Source organism: Priestia sp. SIMBA_032, assembly GCF_046535215.1.
Lineage (GTDB): Bacteria > Bacillota > Bacilli > Bacillales > Bacillaceae_H > Priestia > Priestia aryabhattai.
In genome coordinates this window covers 1-26,524 of sequence record NZ_JAWRXD010000002.1, presented here as the reverse complement: position 1 = coordinate 26,524, position 26,524 = coordinate 1, and the positions used below count along the sequence as shown (strand labels likewise).

Annotated in this window: 22 protein-coding genes and 1 riboswitch; of the genes, 6 read left to right on the top strand and 16 right to left on the bottom strand. The window is 38.2% G+C overall.

What is annotated here, in order from left to right; genetic code table 11:
- The first annotated feature begins 145 nt into the window (after nt 1–145).
- On the top strand, nt 146–1,480 hold the full coding sequence (locus SB717_RS06070; protein WP_410903456.1) for a cytochrome ubiquinol oxidase subunit I: 1,335 nt from the start codon (nt 146–148) through the stop codon (nt 1,478–1,480).
- Nucleotides 1,481–1,495: 15 nt separating this feature from the next.
- The gene (locus SB717_RS06065) at nt 1,496–2,533 is read left to right on the top strand and encodes a cytochrome d ubiquinol oxidase subunit II (protein WP_074677891.1); all 1,038 of its coding nucleotides are present in this window, start codon (nt 1,496–1,498) and stop codon (nt 2,531–2,533) included.
- A 30-nt stretch (nt 2,534–2,563) separates the two neighbouring features.
- Here SB717_RS06065 and SB717_RS06060 read toward each other — a convergent pair whose 3' ends face one another.
- The 3 genes from SB717_RS06060 to SB717_RS06050 are packed head-to-tail and all read right to left on the bottom strand — an operon-like array spanning nt 2,564 to nt 4,129.
- A complete protein-coding gene (locus SB717_RS06060) occupies nt 2,564–3,022 on the bottom strand; it encodes a flavodoxin (protein WP_410903455.1) in 459 nt (152 codons plus the stop codon).
- A gap of 15 nt (nt 3,023–3,037) precedes the next feature.
- Nucleotides 3,038–3,793 (bottom strand): hypothetical protein, encoded by a 756-nt coding sequence (locus tag SB717_RS06055; protein ID WP_312035991.1) that lies wholly within the window; start codon nt 3,791–3,793, stop codon nt 3,038–3,040.
- 54 nt (nt 3,794–3,847) lie between these two features.
- Nucleotides 3,848–4,129: a DUF2325 domain-containing protein gene (locus tag SB717_RS06050; RefSeq protein ID WP_074677895.1), complete on the bottom strand. Its 282-nt coding sequence runs from the start codon at nt 4,127–4,129 to the stop codon at nt 3,848–3,850.
- 207 nt (nt 4,130–4,336) lie between these two features.
- On the opposite strand from SB717_RS06050, the gene SB717_RS06045 reads away from it, so the two are divergent.
- Together SB717_RS06045 and SB717_RS06040 are read left to right on the top strand one after the other, a co-directional pair.
- Nucleotides 4,337–4,495, top strand: a complete 159-nt coding sequence (locus tag SB717_RS06045; protein ID WP_013059558.1) for a DUF1540 domain-containing protein — start codon at nt 4,337–4,339, stop codon at nt 4,493–4,495.
- Between the two features lie 66 nt (nt 4,496–4,561).
- Nucleotides 4,562–4,765 carry a hypothetical protein gene (locus SB717_RS06040; RefSeq protein WP_074677897.1) on the top strand — a complete coding sequence of 68 codons (204 nt, stop codon included), beginning with the start codon at nt 4,562–4,564 and terminating at the stop codon, nt 4,763–4,765.
- Nucleotides 4,766–4,794: 29 nt separating this feature from the next.
- Here the strand turns inward: SB717_RS06040 and SB717_RS06035 are convergent, their stop codons facing one another.
- From SB717_RS06035 to SB717_RS06000, 8 genes are all read right to left on the bottom strand, one after another.
- Nucleotides 4,795–5,838: a ribonucleotide-diphosphate reductase subunit beta gene (locus SB717_RS06035; RefSeq protein ID WP_013059560.1), complete on the bottom strand. Its 1,044-nt coding sequence runs from the start codon at nt 5,836–5,838 to the stop codon at nt 4,795–4,797.
- A gap of 16 nt (nt 5,839–5,854) precedes the next feature.
- Nucleotides 5,855–8,098 (bottom strand): ribonucleoside-diphosphate reductase subunit alpha, encoded by a 2,244-nt coding sequence (locus SB717_RS06030; protein ID WP_144645969.1) that lies wholly within the window; start codon nt 8,096–8,098, stop codon nt 5,855–5,857.
- Nucleotides 8,099–8,231: 133 nt separating this feature from the next.
- Nucleotides 8,232–8,417: riboswitch (cobalamin riboswitch) on the bottom strand.
- Between the two features lie 280 nt (nt 8,418–8,697).
- The gene (menC, locus tag SB717_RS06025; RefSeq protein WP_410903454.1) at nt 8,698–9,801 is read right to left on the bottom strand and encodes an o-succinylbenzoate synthase; all 1,104 of its coding nucleotides are present in this window, start codon (nt 9,799–9,801) and stop codon (nt 8,698–8,700) included.
- A gap of 3 nt (nt 9,802–9,804) precedes the next feature.
- On the bottom strand, nt 9,805–11,268 hold the full coding sequence (locus tag SB717_RS06020; RefSeq protein WP_098622704.1) for an o-succinylbenzoate--CoA ligase: 1,464 nt from the start codon (nt 11,266–11,268) through the stop codon (nt 9,805–9,807).
- A gap of 82 nt (nt 11,269–11,350) precedes the next feature.
- Complete coding sequence (gene menB / locus SB717_RS06015) at nt 11,351–12,169, bottom strand: 1,4-dihydroxy-2-naphthoyl-CoA synthase (protein WP_013085280.1); 819 nt, start codon at nt 12,167–12,169, stop codon at nt 11,351–11,353.
- Nucleotides 12,170–12,185: 16 nt separating this feature from the next.
- Nucleotides 12,186–12,995 carry a 2-succinyl-6-hydroxy-2,4-cyclohexadiene-1-carboxylate synthase gene (gene menH, locus SB717_RS06010; protein WP_410903453.1) on the bottom strand — a complete coding sequence of 270 codons (810 nt, stop codon included), beginning with the start codon at nt 12,993–12,995 and terminating at the stop codon, nt 12,186–12,188.
- 3 nt (nt 12,996–12,998) lie between these two features.
- Nucleotides 12,999–14,753 carry a 2-succinyl-5-enolpyruvyl-6-hydroxy-3-cyclohexene-1-carboxylic-acid synthase gene (gene menD / locus SB717_RS06005; protein WP_098622701.1) on the bottom strand — a complete coding sequence of 585 codons (1,755 nt, stop codon included), beginning with the start codon at nt 14,751–14,753 and terminating at the stop codon, nt 12,999–13,001.
- The gene (locus SB717_RS06000; protein ID WP_410903452.1) at nt 14,740–16,161 is read right to left on the bottom strand and encodes an isochorismate synthase; all 1,422 of its coding nucleotides are present in this window, start codon (nt 16,159–16,161) and stop codon (nt 14,740–14,742) included. Before SB717_RS06000 ends, menD begins: the two co-directional genes overlap by 14 nt.
- A gap of 353 nt (nt 16,162–16,514) precedes the next feature.
- On the opposite strand from SB717_RS06000, the gene SB717_RS05995 reads away from it, so the two are divergent.
- A complete protein-coding gene (locus SB717_RS05995) occupies nt 16,515–17,267 on the top strand; it encodes a TraR/DksA C4-type zinc finger protein (RefSeq protein ID WP_074677912.1) in 753 nt (250 codons plus the stop codon).
- 94 nt (nt 17,268–17,361) lie between these two features.
- A complete protein-coding gene (locus tag SB717_RS05990; protein ID WP_074677914.1) occupies nt 17,362–18,159 on the top strand; it encodes a TIGR00266 family protein in 798 nt (265 codons plus the stop codon).
- Nucleotides 18,160–18,197: 38 nt separating this feature from the next.
- Here the strand turns inward: SB717_RS05990 and SB717_RS05985 are convergent, their stop codons facing one another.
- From SB717_RS05985 to glgB, 5 genes are read right to left on the bottom strand one after another with little or no spacing between them, the layout of a single operon-like run.
- A complete protein-coding gene (locus SB717_RS05985) occupies nt 18,198–20,609 on the bottom strand; it encodes a glycogen/starch/alpha-glucan phosphorylase (protein WP_074677917.1) in 2,412 nt (803 codons plus the stop codon).
- A gap of 13 nt (nt 20,610–20,622) precedes the next feature.
- Complete coding sequence (gene glgA, locus SB717_RS05980; protein WP_410903451.1) at nt 20,623–22,053, bottom strand: glycogen synthase GlgA; 1,431 nt, start codon at nt 22,051–22,053, stop codon at nt 20,623–20,625.
- The gene (locus tag SB717_RS05975) at nt 22,050–23,075 is read right to left on the bottom strand and encodes a glucose-1-phosphate adenylyltransferase family protein (RefSeq protein ID WP_074677921.1); all 1,026 of its coding nucleotides are present in this window, start codon (nt 23,073–23,075) and stop codon (nt 22,050–22,052) included. The genes glgA and SB717_RS05975 overlap by 4 nt, the downstream gene beginning before the upstream one ends.
- A 22-nt stretch (nt 23,076–23,097) precedes the next feature.
- Nucleotides 23,098–24,249, bottom strand: a complete 1,152-nt coding sequence (locus SB717_RS05970; protein ID WP_016765788.1) for a glucose-1-phosphate adenylyltransferase — start codon at nt 24,247–24,249, stop codon at nt 23,098–23,100.
- Nucleotides 24,200–26,161 carry a 1,4-alpha-glucan branching enzyme gene (glgB, locus tag SB717_RS05965; protein ID WP_410903450.1) on the bottom strand — a complete coding sequence of 654 codons (1,962 nt, stop codon included), beginning with the start codon at nt 26,159–26,161 and terminating at the stop codon, nt 24,200–24,202. The genes SB717_RS05970 and glgB overlap by 50 nt, the downstream gene beginning before the upstream one ends.
- Nucleotides 26,162–26,524: the final 363 nt, after the last annotated feature.

The window sequence follows — 26,524 nt, the reverse complement described above, 5'->3', positions numbered from 1 at the left end:
CTCTCCTTTAAAACAATATACACTTATTATAATCGTAATGATTACTATTTTCAAGTGATATGTTTTACCAATTCCGATGCATAAATTGTGGTAAAAAGTGGACAATAAGGTTTATCAATACTTTACTGGAAAGGTTGAAAAATGAATGGATCATTTAGTTACTGCACGTTCAATGTTTGGTCTGAACATGGGGGTACATATCATTTTTGCCACTCTTGGCGTCGGCATTCCTCTCATGATTTTATTGGCTGAAACTCTTTACTACAAAACAAAAGATAAAGATTATGAACTTATGGCACAACGATGGACAAAAGGAGCTGCTGTCTTGCTTGGGGTCGCCATTCCCACAGGAACGATTGCTGGTGTGCAATTAGCGTTGCTTTGGCCAGGTTTTATGGAAATCGTAGGAAAAGTGATGGCTCTTCCCTTTCAAATTGAAATTTATGCTTTCTTTATTGAGGCTCTTTTTCTCTCCATTTATGTATACGCAGCGGACCGTATTTCTCGAAAGATGCGGATTATTAGTCTGGTTCTAGTAGCAATAGGCGCACTTGCCTCTGCCGTTTTAATTACCAACGTGCACGCATTTGAAGGAACACCTGCTGGCTTTCGAATTTTAAATGGAGACATTGTAAGCGTAGATCCTTGGGCAGCTTTCTTTAATCCGAGCTTCTTTGTAACGTCCGGTCACGTAGCTGTTTCTGCTTATACGACCGGAGGCTTTGTCATTGCTTCAGTAGCTGCCTTTAAAATGCTTCGTGCGCGAAAACATAATCCAAGAGAATATAAGTTTCATCATAAAGCGTTGATGATGGGATTAGTAATCGGCGGGATTTTCTCTTTTGTAACGGCTTTGAATGGACATGAATCTATGCAAAAAGTATACGAATATCAACCTGAAAAACTTGCAGCAGCTGAAGGTCTATTTGAAACGCAAGATCATGCGCCATTAGCTTTAGGCGGATTTACAGATGAAAAAGAACAGCGAGTCAAGTATGGAATTGAGTTTCCATGGATGCTCAGCTTCTTGTCGGGTAATAGCTTTAATACAGTGATTACTGGACTCAATGACTTCCCTAGAGATTATTGGCCTCCGCTTTTTGTGCATACCTTGTTTAACGGTATGGTCATTATCGGATCAATTTTAATTTTAGTGGCGCTAGTTGGCGTTGTTTGGTACAAGTTTTTAAAGAAGAAAAGCTTCCCTAAAGTTTTCATGTGGGCATTTGTCGCGACGGGCCCTCTCGCGATCATGGGCATTGAATTCGGATGGATTTTTGCATGTACAGGCAGACAACCCTGGGTCATTTACCGCATCATGCGTACATCAGAAGCAGTTACCACTTCTGCTAATTTGCATATTTTATTTTTTTTATTTTTGCTTGTTTATATCGTACTTGTGGCCGCAGTCGCCCTTGTACTGGTGTTTTATTTCAGAAGAAATCCGCTTTCTAAAGAGCTTGCTGCGCAAGCAGATTAAAAAGGATGTGAGAATATGGGTGATTCATTACTAGCAATTACTGTAATATGGGGCTTCATTTTTATCTATGCCGTAATGGGAACGATGGACTTTGGAGCTGGTTTTTGGTCGATGGTATATATTAACCGTACGAAAATAAATGCTACAGATGTAGCAAACAGATATCTATCGCCTACTTGGGAAGTAACCAATGTATTTATCGTTGCGATTGTTGTTGCGCTGTTTAGCTTTTTTCCTCGAGCTACATTTACGCTTGGAACAGTGCTACTAGTACCGGGCAGTATCATTTTACTTCTCTTATCTATTCGAAGCGGATTTTTAGTGTTTTCACACTATGCCAGCAGCTTCAAATATCGGAGAGCACTGGTCTATGTATCCGGTATATCCGGCGTGTTAATTCCTGCTTTTTTAATCGCCGTACTGCCAGTAAGTCAAGGTGGATTTATTGATGTAATTGACGGGACGCAGCGATTAAATTTAGCAAGAGTGTTTTCAAGTCCGCACGTCTATTCATTTATTGGTTTTGCCATTACCTCTTCCCTGTTTCTTTCGTCTCTTTTATTAGCAGATTACTCGAAGTCATCTGACGAAATGGAAGCTTATGCGGTCTATCGGCGCGATGCGCTCATTACAGGACCGCTTTCACTGCTAATGGCTATCTTTATTATGATTACAATGCAATCAGAAGCCAGCTGGTTATATGATAAAATGATGCAGTTTAAGCCTCTTCTTTACGGATCTGTAGGTCTATTTGTAGTAGCTGGTATTGCTCTACTGCTGCCTTCTCAAAAAGGAAAAGGAATGCCTCGTTTAGCTGTGGTATCAATCGTCCTTCAATATTTCTTAGCAAGTTACGTATACGGACGAAGTCACTTACCGTATGTCGTGTATCCAAACGTAACGATTGAGAATGGATTTACACATCCCGATGCGTTCCATTCGTTATTTATTGTGTATATTGTTGGCTTTGCGATTTTATTTCCTGGATTCTTTTATTTCTGGCGTCTATTTATGAAAGATAATAAAGAATACAGCAAAAAGAAGCCATATTAAAAAACCCGGTCAAGAACTGACCGGGTTTTCTTATGAAGCAGCAGATTTTGCCACTACTTCAGCAAAGTCTTTAGCAAATATCTTACATTTTTCTACATCTTCTCCAAAGGGAAAGAGCTCGATTTTCAAACCGGGAACGGCTATATTTCCGTTACGCCCCTTTATTTTTTCTTCAATTAAATCAACTGCTCCGCAAAAAACATCATATGATGAATCACCTGAACCAAATACAGCCATCTTCTTTTGACTGAAATCTATATCATCCATTTCATCATAAAGATCTAAAAAATCATCTGGCAGCTCTCCATCTCCCCACGTATAAGCTCCAAAGATAATAGATTCTGCGGATACAAGGTCAGAAGCATCAATGTCATATACCTCTGCTCGTTTCACATGCAATCCATGCTTGACTAATTCTTCTTCGATCAAATCGGCTATCGCTTCTGTGTTGCCTGACATACTCGCATAAGCTAGTAAGATTTCCTTCATGTAAATGACGCTCCTTTACACCAGCAGTGTTGGCCGCACATCCCCTTCTTCATCACATTCTTGCTTAAGAGGACAATTTTCACACTCACTGGATGCATAATTCTTTTGAAAATGTTTTGGTTCCATCAACACACTTTTGACAATATGTAGCTGAAGTATGGCTTTTTCATAATCGTCTGGTGCAATATGATAAGTTGTTGTTTCTCCGGTTAATAATGAATAAAAACGAATTTGTTCAGGAACCTTTTTAAAAGCTTGTTTCGAAAAAACGATAATAAAGTCTTTCATTGCGTTCTTCACTTCTTCATGGTCATCTAGAATGAATTTTGTTACCGTATAAGACTTCTTTGTCCATGCAGCAAAATCAATAGTTAGAGAAAGGTTGCTTTGAATTTCTTCTACATAAACGCTGTATTTCTCAAACACAAAAAGCGGTAGCTCCGCATGTGTTTTCTCACCTAAAAACCGCAGTAAATAATCACTTACTTTAGCTAACACATCGTAATAGTGAATGGGTGATGAAAACATATTTGGCTTTAGGCGCCAATATTTTTCAATAAGCTGTAAAACATAGAGGTTTGAGCGATACTCAACTGGCTTGCTATAGTATGTTTTAATGATTTGATGGACAGTTACTTGAACATGCTGTTTCCAATCTATAGATGTCTTTTTCAAAAGAAGCTGCTGCTGATAAAATTTGTACGGACATCGAATAAATTGTTCGATGTGGTTATTGGAGAGTGTCTTTATATGCACTTTCATCGGTTCCATCTATGTCTCACCACCCTACTTGAAATTCATTCTCAATAATGGCTAAAAATTAAATCATGAAATTTGCTCAATCACTTTACGAATAGCACTCCATGAATGTTTGACGAAATAAATTGGTTTTTGCTGTTTTTTTGCTTTCTCTTTAATGACTTTTGCCATATTGTGATTAATAAAATCGGTAATAACTAATACAAACCCAATATGTTCGGGAATTTCTCGCTTCACCATATTGCTTTTACGGCCATCTAAATGAATTACTTCATTAAATCCTTCTACCGCTAGACGATCTGTAATATGCTTTAACCTGTCTCCTCCTACAACCATGACTGATGACATGTTTGTTCCCTCCCAATTAATTATTCATTTAATGATTTGACAACAACCTGTATTCTTTACTATATACACAGTTTAATTGAGAATGATTCTCTTTGTCAATGTTTAATTGATAAAAATTCTCAATTAAAATGAAAGTCTACCACCTTTCTTATAAGTTAGTTGAATTTTGACCATACTATAGCTATCACATACAAAGGAGGGTTAACGTTGGAACAAAACATTCTTTGTGAAGTAAATAACTGTCACTTTTGGAAAAATGGAAATCACTGCAGTGCAGAAGAAATTTACGTAGTAAGCCATAGCGGAAAACATGCAGCAAGCAGCTATGAAACAGACTGTAAAACGTTCAAGCCAACTGAAGCGTAACCCGCAAAAGGACAGCCTCTGGGTTGTCTTTTTTCTCTCTTCAAGATCATAAAAAAGGAGACTAATATGAAGACTGAACAACTGATTCATTTTTTTAAAGAAGAAGCCATAAAAGCAAATGAACAAACCTTTCCAATCTATGTACAATCGTTTACTCATTTATGGACATACAAATGGGGAACACTTGAAAACATTCCAGAAGAAATTGATGACTTAATTACCACACGTGCGTTAGAACTTGGACTTATTCAATTAAAAAAAGCTGACTAATCAATAAAGAAATTAGTCAGCTTTTGTGTTTATAGATCATCAAATCCATTTGCATCTGATGCTTTTGTATATTGTCGTGATTTCTGTTCAAAGAAATCCGTTTTCCCTAAATCTACCTCTTGATAAGCAATAATCCAACGAAGAGGGTTTTCAATCGGTGCTTCTGGGAAAGCAGCTCGACCGAAGCCTAACTGATTACAGCGTTTGTTAGCCATATATTCAATGTACTGCTGCAGTTCTTTCATCGTAATGCCATCGAATTTTTCTCCAATAACAGATTCCGCCCATTCAATTTCAAGACGAGCTGCCTCTTGGAACGTTTCAACTACAAACGTTTCTAGCTCCTCCGTACGATAAGCTGGATTTTCATTTAGTACTTCCTTGAAAATCTTTTCAAATAACCCAACGTGAAGCTGTTCATCACGATTGATATAGTTAATCATCGTAGATGTCGCCACCATCTTTTGATTTCTCGCAAGATTATAGAAGAACGCAAATCCGCTATAGAAGAAAAGTCCTTCTAAAATAACATCATATACCATAGACTTCAAAAAGTTTTCAACCGTTGCTTCTTCGCTAAATGCTTTATATCCGTTTGTAATAAAGTCATTTCTAGCGCGAAGCTTTTCGTCTGTGCGCCAGTATTCAAATACTTCATCTTGTTTTCCTTTTGGTACAAGACTTGATAAAACATATGAATACGAATGATTATGAACCACTTCTTGCTGCGCTAAAATAATCATTAGAGCATTAATCGAAGAATCGGTTACATAATCAGCTACTTTGCTAGCATAATCTGATTGAATACTGTCCAGCAGCGCCAGCAGGCCAATAATTTTTAGAAAGCTCTCTTGTTCGTCAGCGGTTAACTGAGGGAACTGCTTAATATCTTGACCCATATTAATTTCAAACGGCGTCCAGAAATTAGCTAGCATACGCTTGTATTTAGGGAACGCCCATGAAAATCGGACGTCATCCCAGTTTAGAATATTGGAGCTCTTGCCGTTGATGATTCCTGTCGAACGGTTCGGAGCTGTTTCGTTCATTAATTCTCGTTTTAACATGCTTGTCATGAATTATTCACTCCTTTTAACTATGACAGCTTTCACATTCTTCAATGACTTCACTTGATGTTGAACGTACGTAATAGGTCGTTTTTAATTTTTCTTTCCATGCCGTCATATGAAGATCCAGTAACTCTTTTGCTCGGATATCGTTTTGTACATATAAATTGAATGAAATAGATTGATCAATATGGCGCTGGCGCTTTGCGTTTTGCTTAATGCTCCAGTGCTGATCAATTAAATAAACGGACTTATAATACCAGTTTGTTGCTGGCGATAAATCTGGTGCCGTCACTGGGATTTTATAGTTTTTCTTTTCCTCTGAATAAAACTTACGGAAAATCGGATCAATACTTGCCGTAGAACCCGCGATAATAGATGTTGATGAATTAGGTGCTACAGCCATTAAGTATCCATTTCTTATCCCATTGCTTTGAACTTCGTTACGCAGTTCATTCCATGCTTCGCTTGTGTATTCACGTGTTTCAAAATAAGCGCCTGACTCAAAATCTGAGCCTTTAAATAATGGATATGCGCCTTTTTCTTTAGCTAAGTTCATGCTTGCCTGCACGGTTAAGTAAGAAATTTGTTCATACAATTCATCGCAGTATGCTACCGCTTCATCTGTCTCCCATGCTATTTTCTTCAAGGCAAGCAAATGGTTCCAGCCAAATGTGCCCAGCCCCACCGCGCGGTATTTTTGATTCGTTAGCTTTGCTTGAAGTACCGGCAAATCATTTAGCTCAATAACATTATCAAGCATGCGTACTTGAATTGGAATTAAACGTTCAAGCACATCTTCAGTTACGGCTCTCGCTAAGTTAATAGAAGAAAGATTACATACGACAAAATCGCCCGGATTCTTTGTAATAATAATTTTTCCATCTTCCGTAATTTCCTCTGTTACTACCGTTGTACTCTGGTTTTGCGTGATTTCTGTACATAAGTTACTGCAGTAAATCATACCCGCGTGGCGGTTTTGATTAGCTCGGTTAACCGTATCACGATAGAACATATAAGGCGTTCCAGTTTCAAGCTGGGAAAGCATAATACGCTTGAAGATTTCAATAGCAGGAACTGTTTCTCTTGAAAGCTGTTCATTGTTTACACACTCAGCGTAACGAGTGCGGAACGAACCGCTGCCTTCTTCTTCATCATAAAAATCTTCTAACGAGTAGCCCATCAGCGTACGAACTTCGTGCGGATCGAATAAGTGCCAGTCTTCACGTGCTTCTACTTTTTCCATAAACAAATCTGGCAGACATACGCCAGTGAATAAATCATGCGTGCGCTGGCGTTCGTCACCATTGTTCAGACGCGCGTCTAAGAATGAAAAGATATCTTTATGCCATACGTCTAAATATACGGCAATAGCTCCTTGTCGCTGACCTAGCTGATCGACACTTACAGCCGTATTATTTAGCTGTTTCATCCATGGAATTGTTCCTGATGATACGCCTTTAAAACCTTTTATATCACTTCCTCGGCTTCTAATATGACCAAGGTAGACACCAATTCCGCCTCCATTTTTACTAAGCGTGGCCAAATCTGTATTGCTATCATAAATACCGCGTAAGCTGTCATCAATCGTGTCAATAAAGCAGCTAGATAGCTGTCCGTAGCTCTTTCCTGCGTTTGAAAGTGTTGGAGTGGCAACCGTCATATATAGACTAGAAAGCGCCCAGTACGCTTCTTTTACTAATGCTGTTCGATTTTCTTTCTTTTCTTGAGACATCAGCGTCATAGCAATGATAAGAAAACGTTCTTGCGGTAATTCGTATACGCGCTTATCATGTGATGTCGCTAAATAGCGATCTGCTAATGTCAACAATCCAATGTATGTAAATAAACGATCGCGTTCAGGAATAATGACTGAAGCAATTTCATTAATTTCTTCTTCTGTATATGTTTTTAATAGTTGTTTATTATAAATACCGATTTTTGTTAGTTCTTGAATAAGCTGATAAAAAGAACCGTACTTCTCTTTTTTATCATAACCTCGGCTGTCTGCTGCTTTTCGATATAGTTCGTTTAAGTAGACGTCTGCCGCCACGTACGTCCAATCTGGTTCTTCCATTGAAATACGCTCTAGGGCTGCCAAAATTAGTACGTTTGCAACCTTTTCGTCCGTCATATTTTCCTTTACTGTAACAGTTTGAATAACCTTTTCCTCATACAAAGAAAAATCAAGCTGCGTAAATTCTTTTTTTAATCGTTCAATATATGCAGTTAATTCATGTAGAATTGTAGGCTTTAATGTATTCACCATAAATATGGCTCCTCTCTTCACTTCAAAATAAAAAATCGCTCACCGTACCTCGGTGAGCGAATAGAACGAAGATAGAAGAAGACACTAAGTCTTTTCTCAATCCTCGCTCTACCCTCTCACCTCCCGAAGAAGATAAAACGACATAAAAAAGGCAGGTCTCCTGACTTATGCTTCTTTTTACTTTAAGGCCTTCCCATGATGTTTACTCACAGTGGATTTCCTTATTTCATCAGCATTCACAGTTGCGGGGACAGCTTTGGATTTTCACCAAATTCCCTTTTAAGTCTTTTTATCAGACACCTTTTTCACTGGAAAACACAAAATATAGTATTTTATTACCGATTCCAAAACAACATATTGTGTTATGTTATAAACACATTATATAGGACAACTTAGAAAACTATCAACCTATTTTCAAAAATAATTTTGTTTTTTACGATAAAATCCTTCGACTTTTTTCATCAAACTATTCCATCATAACATGTTTTGACACGCTTGATGGAACAATGTGCTCTTTTTAAAAAATTTGTCCTATTTTTCTACTAAACATTGACAACCTCAATAAAAAAAACCGTTTTTCATAAAAAAACGGTTTTTAATTATTTGTATTCTTTTTCAAATGCTGTGATTGTTTTGATAAACTTTTTATCAATCTCGTATCCTATCCCCGGTTTTCCCTTCACCTTTATTACTCCGGCTTCTACTTCTACTTCGGGCTTAATAATATCTTTTTCCCAATAGCGAGACGACGCAGAAATATCACCTGGTATCGTGAAAGAAGGCAATGTAGCAAGGGCGATGTTATGAGCTCGTGAAATCCCGGCTTCTAACATTCCTCCAACCCAAAGTCTTACACCATGCTGGGCGCACAAATCATGAATTTGCTTTGCTACGGACATTCCGCCAACTCGACCGATTTTCACATTGATAATCTTACAGCTTTTTTGTTCAATTGCATGACGTGCATCTTCATAGCTCACAATACTTTCATCTAAGCAAATTGGCGTCTTCATTTGCTTTTGTAACAATCGATGATCAAGGATATCATCAGAACTTAACGGCTGTTCGATCATCATTAAATTCAATTCATCTAGTTTCTTCAATGAATTACTGTCGCTTAACGTATAGGCTGAATTGGCATCAGCCATAAGAGGAATGTTTGGAAATTCATCTCGAATTTGTTTCAGTAGCTCATAGTCAGCACCCGGCTTAATTTTCACTTTAAAGCGCTTATAACCATCTTTCATGTAAGTCTTTATTTGTTCTTTCATTATGGAAATATCATTTAAGCCAACTACCACTCCAGCTTCTACAGCAGACCTTACTCCTCCAATTACTTCAGATAACGGTTTGTTTTGCCGCTTTGCATACAAATCCCATATAGCACAGTCTAAAGCTGCTTTAGCCATGTTATTTCGCTTTAGAGGTTTGAATAACTTTTGAATATCCTCTGGTTTTTGAAGCTGCTGATGAAGAAGCGAGGGAATTAAAAAATCGTCTAACATATGAAAACATGTCTGAATCGTTTCTTCCGTGTACCAAGGAGATGAAAAAGCAACTACTTCTCCCCACCCTGTAAATCCTTGTTCATCTTCTACTTCAAGTAAAATCAATTCTCGATCCTGCACTGTACCATAGCTTGTTGAAAAAGGAGAAAGAAGCTTCATGTCAATTTTATAAAGATGTACTTTTTTTATAATCATCGATTAGCTCCTTTTCTGTATGAAAGATGATAGCTTCCGGCGTATGATTTTGTTAGAAGCCGTTCGCGGCAGCTCCTCTACTCGAACGAAATACTTTGGAAGTTTGTACTTTGCTAAAAATTGTTGAATGTGTAAAGATAATTCTTCATCTGAAACGTCTTCGTTTACAACAATACATGCAGCTGGCACTTGTCCCCATTTTTCATCAGCTACTCCCGTTACACCGGCCTCTTTAACAGCGGGATGCTTCAACAAAACATTTTCAATTTCAGCTGGATATACATTTTCTCCACCTGAAATAATAAGGTCTGAACGTCTGTCTAACACATATAGAAAGCCTTCTTCATCCACTTTCCCGATATCTCCTGTATAGAACCAGCCTTGTTGAAGGGCTTTTTCAGTAGCTTCAGGTTTATTTAAATATCCTTTTGTAACATTCGGACCTTTAACAATGATTTCTCCTGCTTCGCTGGTCTCATTTCCTTTTTCATCTACAATTTTCATTGCACATGGAAATAATGGTTTACCTGCTGATCCCAGTTTTCGCAAACTATCTTCAGGTGAAAGCGTAACGAACTGTGAAGATGTTTCTGTCATTCCATACGTTTGATAAACAGGAATTTCTTTATTCACACAGGCCTCTAAAATAGTAAGCGGTGCAGGTCCTCCTCCTAAAAGCATGCATCGAAACGTATGTGGATATTTCCGTTCCCCTAACTCATCGAGCATGTTGGACAGCATGGAAGTGACAACCGAAATAATCGTTACCTCTTTGTTTTCAATCGCTTCATTTACTGCTCCTGCTTCAAACCGTTCTTCTAAAATGATTTTCATTCCGTAAAAGACGCTCCGCATTAAAATAGATAAGCCGCTAATATGAAACAAAGGAACCGCTATAAGCCAGCAGTCTTTTTCGTTTAATCCTAAATTAAGTGCTGAGCCAACGGAACTCCACCAGTGATTTCCATACGTCTGCAGCACTCCTTTTGGATGACCTGTTGTTCCGGACGTATACATAATGGTAAATGTCTCCTCGAGATTCCACGTTTTTTGAAAATCCGTTTCTGCTTCTGAAGAACTTTTTAAAGCAGGTAAAGTAAGCTGAGTAATAGAACTTTGGAATTCTCTCATTAAAAATGTTTCATCCGCAATAAGCAACGACACGTTTGCATCTGTTAGCTGATAATTAATTTCTTCGTTTGTCAAACGCGTGTTGACGAGCAGCAACCTTGCGCCAATATAAGAAACCGCATGTAAAATCTCAATAAACTCCACGCGATTTTTCATGTATAAAGCAATGGTATCGCCTTGCTTTACACCGTTAAACGAAAGCTGCTGTGCTACTTTTTGAACACGTTCATGAAGCTCTTGAAACGTAAGAGACGTTTGCGGTGTTTCTACCGCCACTCGATTTGGCGTCAAATATGCTCTTTGCATAAGCCCATTGGGAATCGTTTGGCTACTCATGAATTTCTCTCCTTTTTATACTGATTAACTAAATTAAATTGAAAAAACAGCCTGATGATAATCACCAAGCTGTTTCAGCTGTTTAAGGGAAACGTGGGAACTGTTGGAAGTCTGGATTGCGTTTTTCCTTAAATGCATCGCGACCTTCTTTTGCCTCATCGGTTGTGTAATAAAGAAGCGTTGCGTCACCCGCAAATTGCTGGATACCAGCTAAGCCATCCGTATCAGCATTAAATGCTGCTTTTAAGAAACGAAGAGCGGTTGGACTTTTTTCTAACATCTCTTCACACCATTGAATTGTTTCAGCTTCAAGCTGTTCTAATGGAACGACCGTGTTTACTAATCCCATGTCTAATGCTTCTTGAGCGTTGTACTGACGGCATAAGAACCAGATCTCACGCGCTTTCTTATGACCTACGATGCGAGCTAAATAACCAGAGCCATATCCTGCATCGAAGCTTCCAACTTTAGGACCTGTTTGTCCAAAGACTGCGTTATCCGCTGCAATTGTTAAGTCACATACAACGTGAAGAACGTGGCCACCACCAATTGCATAGCCTGATACCATCGCAACAACCGGCTTTGGAATTACGCGAATTAAACGCTGTAAATCTAGAACGTTTAGACGTGGAATTTCATCTTCTCCTACATAGCCACCGTGGCCGCGAACTCTTTGGTCTCCGCCTGAGCAAAATGCTTTATCCCCAGCACCTGCTAATACAATTACTCCAACGCTTGCATCGTCACGAGCATAAGCAAATGCATCGATCAATTCCATTACTGTTTTTGGACGGAATGCATTGTGCACTTCCGGACGGTTAATCGTAATTTTAGCGATTCCGTTATATGTTTCGTATAAAATGTCTTCATACTGACGTACTGATGTCCATTCAACTGTCATCTTTATTTCCTCCTAATTATGTAGTAGCTAAGAACTCACTTACTATTCTACCAAAAATCTCGGGTTGTTCCACGTGAATTGCATGGCCTGTCCCTAAAATAATTTTAGAAGTAGCATTTGGTATTAATGTTTGCATTTCTTTGGAAATTAAACAAAACTTTTGATCTACTTCTCCTGTAATAAGCAAAACCGGCATCAACAGATCGCCCAGCATCTCCCAAAGGGACGGCTGGACTCCTGTCCCCATTCCTTTCAAACTGTTGGAAAGGCCGATCTCTGTATGAGAAAGTCTTTCTTTACGCACCGCTTCTTGAACATGACGAGGCAATTGCTTTTGAGAACGAAAAAGAGGGATTTCCTCCCAATAGTTCACAAACTCTTCAATCCCATTTTCCATAATGCGGCTCGCCAGCTGTTCATCTTTTTCTTTTCTTAGCTTTTGTTCTTCTTGCGTTTTTAAACCAGGCGATGCGCTTTCTAATACCAACTTTTTCACAAGGTGTGGATATCGCTGAGCAAATGAAAGAGCAAGTCTTCCTCCCATCGAATATCCGATTACATTTATCTGTGATAGAGATAGCTGTTGAAGCAGGTCATGCAGTGCTTCAACAACTGCTTCCATTGAATATGGTTTGATTTCTTTCGGAGCTGCTGATTGGCCATGACCAATAATATCAACAGCAATCACCTGATAGTCTTTAGCGAATTTCTTCATAAAGGCACGCCAGGTTTGAGAAGAACCGGTAAAACCGTGAAGCAGAAGCAGCGGTTCTCCTTTTCCCTCGTTGTGCACATAGTAAGATACACCACTTAATTGATACCTCATTGCTTATTCCTCACCGTTTGACAAATTTATTTCCTCGGAAACAAGTTTCCACAAACTGCGATGAGTCTCTACATTTTCTGTACGAGTTGTACGAATCTCTACAACATGCAACCCGCCTTTTGCGAAAGCATGGTTCATTGCATGTCGAAATTCTTCCCAGCTGCTTGCTGAAGAAAATGTGCCATCATACAGACGAGTGGCATGCTCAAAGTTTAATCCAGTTGGTGTACCGAATAAAAATTCAAAGTGCTTTTCTTGTTTTGACTGCGGTAAAAATGAAAAAATTCCTCCGCCGTCATTGTTAACTAGCACAACGGTTAAATTTAAATTATGCATTTTAGCTGCCAGAAGACCATTTAAATCGTGATAAAACGATAGGTCACCAATAAATAAAACGGTGTGATCGTAAGCCGTGCTTACGCCTAGAGCAGACGAAACTACACCATCAATTCCATTTGCGCCTCGATTTACAAAGAGTGGAATATCTTTTTCCGTATTTAAGAAGAAAGAATCAATATCTCGAACAGGCATTGAATTTCCAGCAAACAAAGCCGTGCCTTCAGGTACTACATCAACAATTTCTTGAACTACTTGTCCTTCGAACCATTCCTGGCCAGAAGTTAATGTTCTCAGAGCCTGTGCAGTTTGAGCATTAATCTTTTTCCACAGACTCAGCCATGAAGTAGATTCCTCTTGATTCGCTGAAAGACGCTTGATCAGTTCTTCACAAAATAATGTCTCATCGGCTTCAATCATCACTGTTGAACGCAAAGTAGGGTCTCTCCAGCCTTTACCTTGGTCAACTACAAACATTTCTGTCGGCTCGTGTGCTTTCAAAAATTGCAATAGCGGTTTCGAGACCGGCATCGCGCCAAAACGAATGACAACTTCCGGGTAAAAACGCTCATCAATCTTATCACTTTTTAAAAATGTATCATATGTCTCTATTACATTTTCTTTTGAATGCCTGCCACTTCTTAATTGTGATAACGGATCTGCGAGCACCGGAAAGCTTAAAGATTCGGCTAAATGGCATACGCTGTCTACTGCTTTTAAAGACATTTGATCTCCGCATATAATAAGCCCTTTTGTTGTTCCCTCTAAGCGCTTCGCAATTTCTTCGAAACCTTTTTCAGATAGAGATGCTTCTCCATGAATAGCAGACACATATGATTTACCGCGTTTCCCTTGACCCCATAAATCTTCAATAGATAAATCTGGTACAATCGGTTCACGTAAAGGTACGTTAATGTGTACAGGACCGCTCGGTATAGCTTGAGCTGTATGAACAGCCCTTGAAGCTACTGTTCGAATATAACGATTCATATCTGCACTTTCTTCTGGTAAAGCTGTATCTACAAACCACTTCGCATATTGACCGAAAAGATGATTCTGATTAATGGCCTGCGGGGCACCTATATCCCTTAACTCATGCGGACGATCCGCTGTGATAACTACTAAAGGAATGCGTGAGTAGTGAGCTTCAATTACTGCAGGATAATAATTCGCTGCAGCTGTTCCAGATGTACATACAAGCGCCACTGGTTTTTTCTTTGCTTTTGCTATTCCTAGAGCAAAGAAGCCGGCGGAACGTTCATCAATATTTAAGTGCACATGAATATCAGGGTGCTCAGCCATAAGCATCGCAATAGGCGTTGAACGTGACCCTGGACTGACCACTACTTCTTCAACATTTGCTTCTACTAATTCATCCACGAATGACGCAATATACGTTGTTAATGATTTAATGTGTTCCACGCATAATCCCTCCTAAAGCTGAAAGCATCGGGTTGAATTTAATTCTTGTTTCTTCATATTCACTTTCAGGCGTAGAATCTGCTACAATTCCACAGCCCGCAAATAAAACGGCTTCTTTCTGCTGAATAACAGCGGAGCGGATTCCTACTATAAATTCACCGTTTCCGTTGATATCCATCCATCCTAAAGGAGCTGCATACCACCCTCGGTCAAAGGATTCTAGCTTTCGAATGATAGGCAAGGCCTCCTGTTGAGGATATCCTCCTAGCGCTGGTGTTGGATGGAGCTTTTGAATAAATGAAAATAGCGTCACATCTTCCTTTATACGTCCTTTAACAGGTGTATACAAATGTTGAATATGCTTTGTTTTATATAAACTTGGCTTACTTGGAATTTCTACTTCATAACAATAAGAATTCATCGCTTCTTTAATCATATGAACAACAACATCGTGTTCAATTAAGTTTTTAGGATCTTGAAGCAATTCCTCACCTAGTTCGTCATCTTCCTGCCTTGTCTTTCCTCTTGGAATCGAACCCGCTAAACAAGTGGAAAACACATAATCTCCTTGTTTTTGCACTAGCCTTTCTGGAGAAGCGCCGATAAAATGCTGATGCTCTCCCTCTAAAATATATGTGTAGCTAGTTGGCTGTTCCTTTAGCAGACGCTGAAGCACGTATTCAGTAGAAATATCTTCATTAAATTTTACTTTTAATTGACGAGCAAGAACTACTTTCTCTATAGCCTGTTGCTTAATTAAAGTAGTAGCTCTTTCAATATTTCCTTTAAATTTCTCTACCCCAATTTCCTCTTTTTCCAACAGCAAAGGTGAAATATGCGATTCCCCGTCGTACTCTTCACAAAGAACAAGTTTTTGGAACTCTTCAAAATAATTAATGTGCTCTTTTACAGAATCTTGTCCTTTAACCATCATATTAACGGTAAAATATCCTTCTTTATCTACTTGGGTATACAACACCGTTGGAATCATAAATTTTGAACTCGGGAAATCACTCCAATAGTTTTCTCGATACTGATTTGGGTCAAATGAAAATCCTCCGAATAAAAGAGGACCTGTCCCATCCGGGAAAATTTGGTTGTTTTTATAAAAGTCTTCTTTTATAAAGCGCTTCCATTCATTTTCAATGGGGAAATAACGTTCTTTTGCCGCATTGGTGCAAATAGTATGCGCATATCCTAATCCAACAAATGTATAATAACTGTTGGGATCTTTCCAAAAAAAGCGTTCTTTATAAAACTGGTCATGTCCGTTCGCATAAAAAATAAGGGGGTCAATAGGTCTTACTTTTTTCACTAAACTGACCAATTTTGGCTGATTTTCATTTTTTGCACACTCAATCGCATCTTTAATGTATTCTTGTACTAACTGTTCGGTCGTTGCAATCACACTACGTCCCCCCGTTCATCTTTTTTTCTTAAGTCTGTAACTAATTTATTATAAACTTTCAGTTCAAAAAAATCTAGCATCGCGATTCACGAGAAAAAAATTAATTTCGCTTGTCTAAATTATGCCTTTTCATTAAATGAATCAAAAATCTTTATGATCTATTTAGTACTCCTTACACATCGAGAACGTTATTTTTATCATACCCTTTTCTATAACCTTTAACTTTCTTTAATTTTCCACTCCTTTCCTCTCTTAGCTTCATGAATACCCCAAATACTCCTAATATGAATCGTGTTTTTTTGAATTTTTAACACATACTACAAAAGCACAATAAATTTTTAAGGGGGAGCTTCATGACACTTTCAAAACAAGAAATCAGTCAGTTAAAACAAAATTTACAGCAGCAGCAGGCTGATCTTCAATCGCATTTTGACCAAAATGATCATTTCGGTCTAACTCGAAGCGACGCTCACGATGCTGTAGGAGAACTTTCAAGCTACGATAACCACCCTGGTGACACAGCCACGGAAACATACGAGCGTGAAAAGGACCTTGCACTAAATGAACATGCAAAACAAGAGCTACATGAAATAGAAGAAGCACTTCAGGCAATCGCTCACAGCACGTATGGAACATGCAAAGTATGTGGAGCAGATATCTCGTTTGAAAGACTTCAGGCTGTACCAACTACTTTATACTGTAGAGAACATAGCCCATCACAGGATATTCCAAAGCACAGGCCTGTAGAAGAAAATGTTCTCCATCACCCATTTGGTCAATACGACTATGACGATACCGAAACGACAGGATATGACGCAGAAGATTCTTGGCAAGACGTTGCGCGTTACGGGACATCTGAGTCTCCTTCTGATTTTATAGAAGATACGTCTAACTATAGTGAAACCTATATTGAAGCAGATGAAGCTATCGGGTACGTTGAAGATTATGAAAACTTTGCCGCTACCGATTTATATGGCCAGCCTCTTCCTATTTACCCTTCAAAAGAGCATGAGCGATATGAAAATGCACTGGATGAAGAAGGTACGATGACCATATTTGGAGATTTACCAGCCCATGAGAAAGATCCATACACTGAAAAGGAGTAGTTCTTCATACTACTCTTTTTTCTATTTTTAGTAGGAGCTATGGGAGATGACATCGAATGAATAGGAGATTAGAATTAATAATGAGGTGAAAATGATGAATGCACATGAAATTGACTATAAATTGTATGGAGATGACATGCAGTTTGTTGAAATTGAATTAGATCCTTCAGAAAGTGTTATAGCAGAAGCTGGAGGAATGATGATGATGGAAGATGATATTGAGATGGAAACCATTTTTGGTGACGGTTCTTCCTCCAACAGCAACGGGCTTTTTAATAAACTAAAAGGAGCTGGGAAACGCGTATTAACTGGTGAAAGTTTATTTATGACGGTATATACAAATAACGGATATCATAAACGAAAAGTATCTTTCGCTTCACCTTTTCCAGGTAAGATTATTCCTGTCGATTTAGAGCAGCTCGATCATAAAATCATTTGTCAAAAAAGCTCCTTTTTATGCGCTGCCAAAGGCGTATCCGTTGGTATTGATTTTCAAAAAAAACTAGGAACGGGCTTCTTTGGCGGTGAAGGTTTTATTATGCAAAAATTAGAAGGTAATGGCTTAGCATTTTTGCATGCAGGCGGCACTATTCATAAAAGGCAGCTGCAGCCGGGTGAACGCCTTCGTGTGGATACGGGATGTTTAGTGGCCATGACCCGTGATGTAAACTACAACATCGAATATGTAGGAAAAATTAAAACAGCTCTGTTTGGAGGAGAAGGCATGTTTTTTGCTACTCTGTCAGGACCGGGAACAGTTTGGATTCAATCTCTTCCTTTTAGCCGACTAGCCGATCGCGTTTTATCAAGTGCAGTTTCACCAACGGGAGGTAAAGGTGAAGGCAGTATCCTTGGTTCTTTAGGTGATTTCTTAAACGGTGACAACAGGTAAAATAGAAAAGGTGTAGTCTTTGACTACACCTTTTCTATTTATTGATTTAATAAATTTTTAGTGGAGTGAATTCCCCAAATATCAGATGCATATTCCTCAATCGTTCGATCACTAGAAAAAAAGCCGGAATGTGCAATGTTCGTCGCACTCATTTGAAGCCATTTATTTTCATTTCTATAAGCTTCGTTTACTTTTTGCTGTGCCGTAACGTAGGAGTCAAAGTCACGGAGTACATAGTATTCATCATTTTGCATTAGTAATGAATCATATATAGGCTCGAATAAGTCATATGTGTCAGGTAGGAAGCCGTTTGTAAGCTGCTCGAGCACTTGTCGAATCCGCTTATCATGATGGTAATAATCATAGGCACGGTATCCTCCATTTTGCTGATAGCTCAACACTTCTTCGGCTTTTAACCCAAAAATAAAGACATTATCTTTTCCTACTGCCTCGCTAATTTCGACGTTCGCTCCGTCCATCGTGCCAAGAGTTAATGCTCCGTTCATCATGAATTTCATATTTCCCGTTCCCGAAGCCTCTTTGCTAGCGGTTGAAATCTGTTCACTGACATCTGCTGCAGGAAAAATATACTCAGCAAGTGACACTCGATAGTTTTCTAAAAAAACGACTTTTAAAAACGGTGATGTTTGTGGATCATGATTGACAACGTCAGCTACAGAATTAATTAGCTTGATGACTTTTTTTGCATAATAATAGCCGGGAGAAGCTTTCGCACCAAAAATAAATGTACGAGGAACGATTTGAAAATTAGGGTCTTCTTTTAATCGATTGTACAAATACATAATGTGCAGCACATTTAAAAGCTGCCTTTTATAAGCATGAAGTCTTTTAACCTGTACATCAAAAATAGAATGTGAATCTATTTTAATTCCCGTTTGCTCTTGAATAATATCCGCAAGCAGCTTTTTACGCTGTTGTTTTACTGTTTTTAGTCCTTGTAAAAAGCTTGGATCTTCCACATACTCTTGGAGCTTTATAAGAGAATGTGGCTGTTTAATCCATTTATCTCCTATCACTTCAGTAATAAGAGAGGAAAGCTGCGGGTTGGCTTTTAACAACCAGCGCCGGTGGGTAATTCCATTCGTTTTATTGTTAAATTTAGCAGGATAAAACTGATAAAAATCTTTCATTTCTCGTTCTTTTAAAATATCAGTATGAATCTTTGCAACGCCGTTTACTTTATAACTTCCCACAATTGCTAAATGAGCCATCTTTACTAACCCGTGCGCTAAAATAGCCATATTTTCAATCCGCTGCCAGTCTCCTGGATATGCTTCCCATAACTCTTTACAAAAGCGTTCATTAATTTCTTCAATAATCATATAAACGCGTGGAAGCAGGGGTTGAAATAAATCAATCGGCCATTTCTCAAGGGCTTCAGAAAGAGTCGTATGATTTGTGTATGATATCGTATTGGACGTAATATGCCATGCATCTTCCCATTCCATTTTTTCTTCATCCAGTAAAATTCTCATTAGCTCAGGAATCGCAAGTACAGGATGCGTATCGTTAATATGAATGGCTACTTTTTCGTGAAAGTTTGTAAGTGTTTGATAGGTATTTCGATGTGCTCTGATAATACTTTGTAAGCTAGCTGACACAAGAAAATATTGCTGTTTCAACCTTAATATTTTACCATCTTCATGTGTATCATCCGGATATAAAAATTCTGATACAGCCTCTGTTTGACGCTTATACTCCATCACATCTTTATGTACTGGAAATGATGAAGGCTCCGCATTCCAAAGGCGAAGTGTATTCACTGTATCTGTTTTATACCCGATAACCGGGATGTCATAAGGAACAGCAGAGACGGGTTCTCCTTTTACATGACGAAAAGAGAATTTTCCATCTTCCTGTACCATTTCAACTTCGCCCCAAAAGTTCACTTCTATGGCTTGATCTAATTTGCGTACCTCCCATGAATTCCCATGCCTTAACCATTGTTCTGGGAGCTCAATTTGAAAGCCGTTTACAATCTTTTGATCAAACAAACCGTGTTTATAGCGAATCCCGTAACCGTGACCAGGAAGATTAAGTGAAGCAAGAGAATCTAAAAAACAAGCAGCAAGCCTACCTAATCCCCCGTTTCCTAATCCTGCGTCTACTTCTATTTCCTCAATATTTTCAAGTGAAATATTCAGATCACTTAATCCTTCTTTTACAACTTCCCGAATTCCTAAGTTCAACAGATTTTGACCCAATAGTCTGCCTAATAAAAATTCGATAGAAAGATAATACACTTGCTTTGTATGTGAAGACCTATGAATTTCATTGGTGGAAATCCAATCGCTGCTAATATACTCTCGCACCATATTTCCTAATGTATGATAGTGATCTTGAACAGTAGATTCTTTAAAGCTCTTTCCATATGTCATTTCCAGCTTTTTCAAAAAAGCCTCTTGAAAGCTTTTTTTATCAGAGAACAATCTGCTCACCCTTTCACGATGGAGTAGATGTCAAATTTGAATACAATTGATTATATTTAAATGCCGATTGCCCCCAGCTATAATCCTGACTCATAGCATCCATCATTAATTTTTTCCATACATCTTTCTGGTGATAAAATGAAACAGCTCTTTCTAACGTATGAAGCATGTCATGAGCATTATAATTCTTAAAAGAGAAGCCATTTCCCTCTCCGCTATATTCATTATAAGCTTTGACCGTGTCATTCAAGCCGCCCGTTTCACGCACGACTGGAATGGTTCCATATTTTAAGGCTATTAATTGTCCGAGTCCGCAAGGCTCAAAACGGGAAGGCATTAAAAATAAATCCGTACCGGCATAAACTTTATGAGCAAGTTCCTCATTAAAACCAATAATGGCTTTTACTTGTTGCGGGTACGTATCTTCCATCTCACGGAAAAACTGCTCAAACTCGTGTTCACCAGTTCCTAAAATAACAATTTGGGCTCCTAAGTTAACCGTCTCATGGAAAACGTGCTTAACTAAATCTAATCCCTTCTGCTGAGTTAACCTTGTAACCATCGAAATAATTGGAACATCCTTATTTTCTTCTAATTCAAGATAGCGCTGGAGCTCTTTTTTATTTTTATATTTTCCTTCAATCTCTTTTACCGAATAAGGATAAGATATAAGCTGATCTGCGTCTGGGCTATAAGCTTCTTCATCGATTCCATTTACAATCCCAATTAAATCTTGATTTCGCTGACGCAATAATCCATCTAAACTTTCTCCGTAATATGGCATTTGAATTTCATCTCGATATGTAGGACTTACCGTGGTAATTTTATCAGCTGATACAAGAGCTGCTTTCATAAAATTAATATTCCCATAAAACTCGAGCTGGCTTGTAGTAAAATAATAATCATTTAAATTTAATAACTCATATAAATTGCTTTTAGGGAAGATTCCTTGGAATTGCAAGTTATGAATCGTAAAGACCGTCTGAATATGCTCATACATATCATAATTAGCACGAAGTAAAAATGGAATCATAGCCGTATGCCAGTCGTGACAATGAATAATATCAGGCTCATTCTCTAAAAATGGGATAGCTTCGAGCACAGCTCTGCTGAAGAAAGCAAATCGTTCAGCATCATCGTAGTGCCCATATAAGCTATCTCTTTTAAAATAATATTCGTTATCAATGAAAATATATTTAACGCCATCCATCGTTAACGATTCAATTCCGCAATACTGTCTTCTCCACCCAATCTGCACATGAATAACTTTTTCAAGTACCATTTCATCTTGATAATGTTGAGGAATGGTTCCGTACTTTGGCATGACTACACATACGTTCGTTCCTAACTTTTTTAATTCTTTAGGCAGGGCACCAGCTACATCTGCTAATCCTCCTGTTTTAATAAAAGGTACACATTCTGATACAGCAAATAATACATTCACGACTTCATCAACGCTCCTTGAGTTGTTCCTTTAGCAATGACTCTAGGTAGACCTGACTCACCTAGCAACGTTTCATTACTTCCTATTTTCACATCTTTGTCTAAAACAACGTTTTCTAATACACTATTTTCTAAAATAACGCCTTTTTGCATCACAATGCTATTCTTAACGACCGTACCTTTTCCAATTTTAACGCCTCGGAAGATAATACTATTTTCCACATGTCCTTCAATCACGCACCCGTTTGCGATCATTGAGTTTTTCACAACCGCTTTTTTTGCGTAACGAGTAGGCGGTTCATCTTTTACTTTAGTGAAAACAGGACGTTCGTTGATAAATAACTGCTTCCAAACATCTGGAGATAAAATTTCCATACTTGTTTTATAATAGGCATCTAAGCTAGAAATCTCAGCTGTATATCCATGGTGCTCATACTTTTCTACACGATGAGACTGTGCCATATATCGAACTAGCTCTTTAATCGTATAGAAGTCATGGGATTCATTTTGCAAAATATCAACAAGAATAGATTTATTAATAATATACATATTAAGCGATTTATCACCCTGCTTCATTTCAGTAATATCTGCATTTGAAGCAATATGACGCTGCAGCACGTGATCAAAGTCAACTGTACATATTGTATAACTATTAGCAATTAATACGTATTCCTGCTTACTTCTTAAGAAATAATCAATATGATAACGGAACTGCGTGAATAGTGATGGACTTTCTAAGTGTAAATCACTTGTCATAGGAGGGAAGATAAACAATCCATCTCTCTTCCGATCCAAATCCCATTCTTTTCCTGAACCTATATGATCCATCAATGCGCGATAGCGATCACGAGGAAAAATGGCAACGCTCGAAATTCCAGAGTTCACCATATTAGAAAGCGTAAAATCGATTAGTCGATAGCGCCCTGCAAAAGGAATGGCAGCAATCGATCTATAAAAGGTTAAAGGCTGCAGCGCTGTTGTGTTTGTACAAGCATCAATAATACCAAGCATTTGATTATTCAATGTCGTTCATCCTCTCTGTTCGTTAAATGCATTTAGCAACTGATTCAATCAATTCTTGAGTAACAAGAATTACTTCTTCGCTTCCTTTGGTCGGTCGAATAATAGTACCGTCTGGAACTTCAATGTCCGATGGAACAATTGCGTTTTCAATATATACGTTAGAGCCTATCTTTGCAGTAGGCATGACAACCGTTTTCTTAACCTCAGAACCTGAGCCGATTTGTACACCTGGAAATAACACGGACTGCTCTACGTTCCCTTCGACAACACACCCTTCATTTACTAATGACTCCACCACGCAGGCGTTTGGCGCGATATATTGAGGAGGCTGATTAGGGTTAACAGAGTATACTTTCCATGAAGAGTCAAATAAATTAAGCTCGTCTTTATCACATAACAAATCCATATTCGCTTCCCACAAGCTTTTTACAGTTCCCACATCTTTCCAATAACCTTGGAATGGGTATGCAATTAGCTTTTTCTTTTCATCTAGTAAAAGCGGAATAACATCTTTACCAAAATCATGACTTGAATATGGATTGCGTGCATCCATTTCTAAATATTCTTTTAAAATACTCCATTTAAAAATATAAATTCCCATAGAAGCTAGATTATTTTTAGGACGCTGTGGCTTTTCGTCGAATTCCATTACGTCTAGGTCACTATTTGTATTTAAAATACCAAAACGGCTCGCTTCCTCCCAAGGTACTTCAATAACAGAAATCGTTACGTCTGCTTCTTTGTTTATATGATAATCAAGCATATTTTCATAGTTCATTTTATAAATGTGATCACCTGATAGAATCAGTACGTACTCAGGATCATATTGTGTCAAATAGTTTAAATTTTCATAAATAGCACTAGCCGTGCCTTTATACCACTTTACTCCATCTGACTCCGCGTATGGAGGCAATACCGTGACGCCACCATTTCTTCGGTCCAAATCCCAAGCGCTTCCAATTCCAATGTATGAATTGAGGACTAGCGGCTGATATTGTGTTAATACACCTACTGTTTCAATACCTGAATTTGTACAATTACTTAAAGCAAAATCAATAATTCGATACTTACCACCAAATGGTACAGCTGGCTTTGCTAGATTTTTTGTAAGCGAACTTAGCCGACTACCTTTTCCTCCTGCCAATAACATCGCTACGCATTTCTTTTTTAACATGTTGTTTTCTCTCCCCTCGTTTTCTCTTTGCTCGTAGTATACTAATGCCAAACGGCGGAATATTCATTTCAATGCAAAAAGGTTGACCGTGAAACGATTCATTCACTGATTTTAATGCCTTTTTATTTACAATGCCTGAACCGCCGTACACTTCGTCATCACTGTTAATAACTTCAATGTACTCTGTCTCAACTGGAACTCCAACTTTGTAAGAATGATATGGATGCTCAGAAAAATTGCTAACAACTATAAAAATCTCCTGATCTTCTTTCGACTTGCGAATAAAGGAGAAAATTTGTTGATGATGATTGTTAACATCAATCCATTCAAATCCATCTGGATTATGGTCTAATTCATATAAAGACTTGCTTCTCTTATAAATCTTGATGAGATCCTTCATATATCCGTTAAGATTGCGATGCATGTCGAAGTCATAAAGCATCCAATCCAATTCCTCTAAATCTTTCCACTCATCAAATTGGCCAAACTCTCCGCCCATAAATAAAAGTTTTTTTCCAGGGTGTGCAAAGAAATATCCATATAGCAGTCGAAGCTGTGCAAACTTGCGCCAGTAATCACCTGGCATCTTATTAAGTAATGATTTTTTCCCATGCACGACTTCATCATGAGAAAGCGGCAAAATAAAGTTTTCGTTAAACGCATACATTAGTGAAAAGGTCATTTTATCGTGAAGATAGGGACGTCTTTCCACGCCAGCTTCCATGTATGTTAAAACGTCATTCATCCATCCCATGTTCCACTTATAATTAAAGCCTAGACCGCCCTCATACGTAGGTGCTGTAACAAGTGGCCAATCCGTTGAATCTTCTGCCATCATTAATATCGTTTCATCAGATTTAAAAACAGCTTCATTCAATTTTTTTAAGAAGCTGACAGCTCCATCATTTACTGCTTTTCCAGAAGAATTTTGCCAATAAAGCATATTAGCTACAGCATCTACTCGAAATCCATCTATATGGAAGTACTCCAACCAAAACAAAGCGTTCGAAATGAGAAAACTTTGTACTTCAGGCTTGCCTAAATCGAAATTAGCTGTTCCCCAAACATAGTTTTCACGGTCGGGTTCTTTATTGTATTCATAAGTAGGTTCTCCATCGAACATATACAGACCATGTTCATCCTTACAAAAATGCCCGGGTACCCAGTCTAAAAGAACGCCTATATTATTTTGATGACACTCATCTATAAAGTTCATCAACTCTTTAGGTGTACCGTATCGACTGGTAGCAGAATAGTATCCAGTTCCTTGATATCCCCAGGATCGGTCGAGCGGATGCTCAATGACTGGTAATAACTCAATATGTGTAAAACCTTGTTCAGCAATATAAGGAATAAGCTCCTGGGCTAATTCACTGTATGTATAAAGGCTGCCATCTTCATGAGTCCTCCAAGACCCTGCATGCAGCTCATAAATACACAGTGGTCTTTCATATATATTTTGCTGTTTTTTCTTTCTACGCCAATATTGGTCGTTCCATTTGTACCCATCCAATGAGTAAACAATAGAAGCAGTGTTTGGACGCACTTCACTAAAGAAAGCGTATGGATCTGCTTTTAATTTTTTTTGATTGCTTTGTGTGACGATTTCATATTTATAAATAGTCCCTTGTTCTAATTCAGGGATAAATGTCATCCAAATACCTTCTTCATTAACTTTAACCATTGAATGTTGAAAACCATTCCATTTATTAAAATCACCTACAACGCTTACACCCTTTGCATGAGGTGCCCACACGCAAAATCGTACGCCTTCAATTCCTTCTACCGTTACCTGATGCGCACCGAAAATAGAGTAACTGCGAAATAAGTTTCCTTCGTGATACAAATGAACATCAAATTCAGTAGGCTGAACCGCTAGATTCACTTTTGCCACCCCTTTAACTTCAAACATAATATACGCACATAATATACGCTTCTTATCACTCATTCCCTTTTACAGTAAAAACATAAACCTTTTCTAAGAATATAATAGAATAAATGTTCTTTAAAATTACTCTTTATCCCATACTCTTCATACTTTATTACTTTATGAATAATTCCATATGATATAGGGAAAATCCTGCTTAAAACTTACTTTTTATTCTGAAAATTCATGGTAATTATTCCTAACTATTATTTCTGTTTACTTAATCTTTAAAAAAGCGCAAATAAAAAAAGGTTTGCATATATGCAAACCTTTTTAAGATGACCCGTACGGGATTCGAACCCGTGTTACCGCCGTGAAAGGGCGGTGTCTTAACCGCTTGACCAACGG